This is a genomic window from Pseudomonas sp. AGC41, from assembly GCF_057334555.1.
Map to the genome: position 1 here is coordinate 56,591 of NZ_JBHFJB010000039.1, position 5,037 is coordinate 61,627.

Sequence of the window (5,037 nt, forward strand, 5' to 3'; positions counted from 1 at the left end):
CCCCCCCCCCCCCCCCCCCCGCCACAATGATAGGCAAGCCTTCAGAGCCCTATTGCTCCCTACCAGGGTGTCGTGTTGCTGGGGCTGTTTACTTACGCGCCACAATCACCGCCCGCATCGGCGCCGGCAGTCCTTCGATGGTCTTGCTGTGGTCGGCAGGATCGAGGAAATCACTCAGTGACTGGTACTTCATCCACTCGGTGCTGCGCTGTTCCTTCACTGTCGTCAGGCTTACGTCCACGCAGCGCACATCGCTGAACCCGGCGCGGCGCAGCCATCGCTCAAGGGCCGGGACCGACGGCAGGAACCAGACGTTGCGCATCTGCGCGTAGCGGTCCTCGGGCACCAGCACCTGGTGTTCGTCGCCTTCGATCACCAGGGTTTCGAGCACCAGCTCGCCGCCCTTGACCAGGCAATCCTTCAAGGCCAGCAGGTGTTCGATCGGCGAGCGACGATGGTAAAACACGCCCATGGAGAACACCGTGTCGAAGCCTTCCAGCTCCGGCGGCAGGGCCTCGAACGGGAATGGCAGGTGCCAGGCGTTGGGCTGCGACAGGTAGCGCTGTACCGCCTGGAATTGGCAGAAGAACAGCCAGTTCGGGTCGACGCCAATCACCGTGTCCGCGCCGGCACCGAGCATGCGCCACATGTAATAACCGTTGCCGCAGCCGACATCAAGGATGCGCTTGCCCTTGAGGTCCAGGTGCGGAGCCACCCGCGACCACTTCCAGTCCGAGCGCCATTCGGTGTCGACGTGTACGCCGAACAGATCGAACGGACCCTTGCGCCAAGGCGACAAGCCCATCAGGGCCGTGCGCATTTGCGCGCGGGTTGCGTCGCAGCAATCGGTGTCGAGCGTCAGACCGTTCAGCAGGTCGACCGTAGTCGGTTGCAAGACCGGCAGCGCATCCAGCGCGCTTTGCCAACGCTCAAGATCGCCGTGGCCCTTTTCCATCTTGATATCGAGCTGCGTTTGCAGCGTCGCGGCCCAGTCGGCCAAGGGTGTGCCGGCCAGATGGCGGGCAAGGGGGGACAGATCAATCATGGCAGGGCAATCAACGAGGCGAAGTTAAGGCATTGGAACCACGGCACGACTTTCGAGAAGCCGGCGGCCAGCAGGCGTTCGCGGTGTTCTTCGAGGCTGTCGGGCTTCATGACGTTTTCGATGGCGCTGCGTTTCTGGGCGATTTCCAGTTCGCTGTAGCCGTTGGCGCGTTTGAACGCCACGTGCAGGTCAGTCAGCAGTGCGTGTTCCTCGGCATCGTTGAAGCGCAGTTTTTCCGAGAGGATCAAGGCGCCGCCGGGCAGCAAGGACTGGCGGATACGGGCCAGCAACGCGGTACGCTGCTCTGGCGCGATGAACTGCAGGGTGAAGTTCAACGCCACCACCGAGGCTGGCTGGAACGTCAGGGCGAGGATGTCGGCTTCGATCACCTCCACTGGCAACAGCTCCTGGAACATCGAGTCCTGGCCGTTGAGGTATTCGCGGCAGCGCTCGACCATGGCCGCCGAATTGTCCACGGCGATCACTCGGCAACCGTCGGTGCGCACGTGGCGACGCAGCGCCTGGGTCACCGCACCCAAGGACGAACCGAGGTCATACAAAACGCTGTTGGGCTGGGCGAACTGTGCGGCGAGCACGCCGAGGTTCTCGACGATGGTCGGGTAGCCTGGCACCGAGCGCTTGATCATGTCCGGGAACACTCGAACCACGTCTTCATTGAAGGCGAAGTCGGGCACCTGGGCCAAGGGCCGGGCGAATAGGCGATCGGGTTCTTTGCTCACGGCGGTTCCGGCGGCAGGGATAGTGAAAAGGCCGGCATTTTAACCAAAAAATCGGCGGTTCTGTGTGGCTTTCAAATGGACGTTTGCCTATCAGCCAGCCGCTGCTCAATTCACCGAAATGGCGCAATCAAAGGTTTCCACGGGCGGCACTTCAGGCGCCCAGGGCTGTTGATAAGTCAGGCGCAAACGCCCGGTGCCGGCGTTGAATGCCTGGAAGCGCCAGGTCGACACCCCGGCGGCGCCGACGATGCCGGCATCTTCCGGGTTGCGATAGACCTCCGGTCCCAACGCCTTCAACACGCCGCCGGCTGAATCCTGGACCGTCCACCGGTAGCCAGTGCTAGGGTTGGTCGGCAGGCTCAGGATCAGGTTTTGGCCGTTATTGAGCTGCACAGGGCATTGGCTCAGCTTCTCCACCGTTACGTTGTGTTTCGGTTGCGTGGCACAGGCGCTCAACAAGGCGAGGCTGACGGGTACGAGCAGGCGGGTGAGGGACATAACGGCTCCGGCGTTCACGACGAGCGGTGAGCATAACCGAAGATGCTACTGGGTGTGTCAGATGAGGGTGGGTTGATGCTGAAGGCCATTCGCGAGCACGCTCGCTCCCACAATGGACCTGGGGCAGTTCACTTGATTCGTGATCCACACCGATTCCCCTGCGGGAGCGAGCCTGCTCGCGAAAGCGCCCACACCGGCGCTACAGGACCGTCAGAACAACACCTTCGCCACATCCGCAAACCGCTTGGCAAAGTGCACTGTGACGCCTTCCTTCAGATAGTCCGGCAGTTCCTCGAAATTGCCTCGGTTGGCATCCGGCAGGATCAGTTCATTGATCTTCTGCCGACGCGCCGCTATGACCTTCTCGCGCACGCCGCCAATCGGCAGGACATGCCCGGTCAGGGTCAGTTCGCCGGTCATGGCCACGCCTTTTTTCGGCGGCTGGTTGCGCGCCAAAGACAGCAGGGCGCTGGCCATGGTCACGCCGGCACTCGGGCCGTCCTTGGGCGTGGCGCCTTCCGGTACGTGCAGGTGAACAAAAGCCTCATCGAAGAACTTCGGATCGCCGCCGAATTGCTTCAGATGCGAACTGACGTAGCTGTGGGCAATTTCCGCCGATTCCTTCATCACTTCGCCCAGTTGCCCGGTGAGCTTGAAGCCGCGATTGAGCGTGTGGATACGCGTTGCCTCGATCGGCAGGGTCGCGCCGCCCATGCTGGTCCAGGCCAGGCCAGTGATCACGCCTATGCCAGACAGCACCTGCTCGTTGCGGAACACCGGCTTGCCCAACGAGGCTTCGAGGTCTTTCGGCCCGAGCTTGATCACGGCTTTCGGCTCGTCGATCAGCCTCATCACCGCCTTGCGCACCAGTTTGCCCAGCTGTTTTTCCAACTGACGGACGCCGGCCTCGCGGGCATAACCGTCGATAAGCGCCTTGAGGGCGCTGTCGTTGATGCTCAGGCTGCCCTTGGATACGCCGGCCTTGGCCAGTTGCTTGGGCCACAGGTGGCGCTTGGCGATGGCGACTTTTTCTTCGGTGATGTAGCCCGACAGGCGGATCACTTCCATACGGTCCAGCAACGGGCCGGGAATCGAGTCCAAGGTATTCGCTGTGCACACAAAGAGCACTTTCGACAGGTCCAGGCGCATGTCCAGGTAGTGGTCGAGGAATTCGACGTTCTGTTCCGGATCGAGGGTTTCCAGCAGCGCGGAAGCCGGGTCGCCCTGGTAGCTCTGGCCCATCTTGTCGATTTCGTCGAGCATGATCACCGGGTTCATCACTTCGACGTCCTTGAGCGCCTGCACCAGCTTGCCCGGCTGGGCGCCGATATAGGTGCGCCGATGCCCTTTGATCTCGGCCTCGTCGCGCATGCCGCCGACACTGAAACGATAGAACGGCCGCCCAAGGGATTCGGCGATGGACTTGCCGACGCTGGTCTTGCCCACGCCCGGCGGGCCAACCAGCAAGACGATGGAACCGCTGATCTCGCCTTTGTAGGCGCCCACAGCGAGGAATTCCAGGATGCGGTCCTTGATGTCGTCCAGGCCGGCGTGGTGCTGGTCGAGAATCTTGCGGGCGTGCTTGAGGTCAAGTTTGTCCTGGCCGTACACGCCCCACGGCACCGAGGTCGCCCAATCGAGGTAATTACGCGTGACGGCGTACTCCGGCGAGCCGGTTTCCAGGATCGAGAGCTTGTTCATTTCCTCTTCGATGCGTTTCTGTGCCTGGGCCGGCAGCACCTTGCCTTCCAGGCGCTGCTCGAATTGTTCCAGGTCGGCGCTGCGGTCGTCCTTGGTCAAGCCCAGCTCCTGCTGGATGACCTTGAGTTGCTCCTTGAGAAAGAATTGGCGCTGATGTTCGCCGATCTTGCTGTTGACCTCGGCGGAAATCTCTTTCTGCAGCCGCGCCACTTCGACTTCCTTACGCAGCATCGGCAGGACTTTTTCCATGCGCTTGAGCATCGGCACGCAATCGAGCACTTCCTGCAATTCGCTCCCGGTGGCGGAGGTGAGGGCGGCGGCAAAGTCGGTCAGCGGCGAAGGGTCGTTGGGGCTGAAGCGGTTGAGGTAGTTCTTCAGCTCTTCGCTGTACAGCGGGTTGAGCGGAAGCAGTTCCTTGATCGCATTGATCAGCGCCATGCCGTAGGCCTTGACCTCGTCGGTCGGCTCGCTTGGCTGATGCGGGTATTCGACTTCCACCAGGTACGGCGGGCGATGGTGCTTGAGCCAGGTGCGAATGCGCACGCGGGTCAGGCCTTGGGCAACGAACTGCAATTTACCGGCTTCACGGCTGGCGTGGTGGACCTTTACCAAAGTGCCGTACAGCGGCAGTTTCGAGGTGTCGAAGTGGCGCGGGTCTTCCTGGGGCGTGTCCATGAAGAACAACGCCAGGGAATGGTGATCGGACTTGGCCACCAGCTCCAGGGTCTCGGCCCACGGTTCTTCGTTGACGATGACCGGCAGTACCTGGGCCGGGAAGAACGGACGATTGTGAATCGGGATGATGTAGACCTTGTCCGGCAGGCTCTGGCCGGGCAGGGCCAGGCCCGTACCGGAAACGGTGTGTTCGATGTGTTCGGCGTCTGCGTATTCGTCGTTTGCTTCGGTAGAGTGCTGGTCGCTCATGGGGCACCTGCGCAATGGAGTATGGGTCTTAGATGGGGCAGGCGAGGGGTTGTTTCAATGCTGGATAATTGTCAGGGTTTATTTCAACGGTTTGCGTTCAGGCTGGCGACAGGTTGACGTGGGGGGGGG

The 5,037-nt window shown here is 61.7% G+C and carries 4 protein-coding genes; all 4 read right to left on the reverse strand.

The window, feature by feature from the left end:
* Positions 1–88: 88 nt before the first annotated feature.
* The 4 genes from cmoB to lon all read right to left on the reverse strand — a co-directional run bounded on the left by cmoB (position 89) and on the right by lon (position 4,908).
* Positions 89–1,045, reverse strand: coding sequence for a tRNA 5-methoxyuridine(34)/uridine 5-oxyacetic acid(34) synthase CmoB (gene cmoB, locus ACE04F_RS07245; protein WP_486105601.1), 957 nt, complete (start codon positions 1,043–1,045; stop codon positions 89–91).
* The gene (gene cmoA / locus ACE04F_RS07250; protein WP_486105602.1) at positions 1,042–1,785 is read right to left on the reverse strand and encodes a carboxy-S-adenosyl-L-methionine synthase CmoA; all 744 of its coding nucleotides are present in this window, start codon (positions 1,783–1,785) and stop codon (positions 1,042–1,044) included. Before cmoA ends, cmoB begins: the two co-directional genes overlap by 4 nt.
* 105 nt (positions 1,786–1,890) lie before the next feature.
* Complete coding sequence (locus tag ACE04F_RS07255; protein WP_486105603.1) at positions 1,891–2,283, reverse strand: protease inhibitor I42 family protein; 393 nt, start codon at positions 2,281–2,283, stop codon at positions 1,891–1,893.
* Positions 2,284–2,493: 210 nt separating this feature from the next.
* The gene (gene lon / locus ACE04F_RS07260) at positions 2,494–4,908 is read right to left on the reverse strand and encodes an endopeptidase La (RefSeq protein WP_486105604.1); all 2,415 of its coding nucleotides are present in this window, start codon (positions 4,906–4,908) and stop codon (positions 2,494–2,496) included.
* Positions 4,909–5,037: the final 129 nt, after the last annotated feature.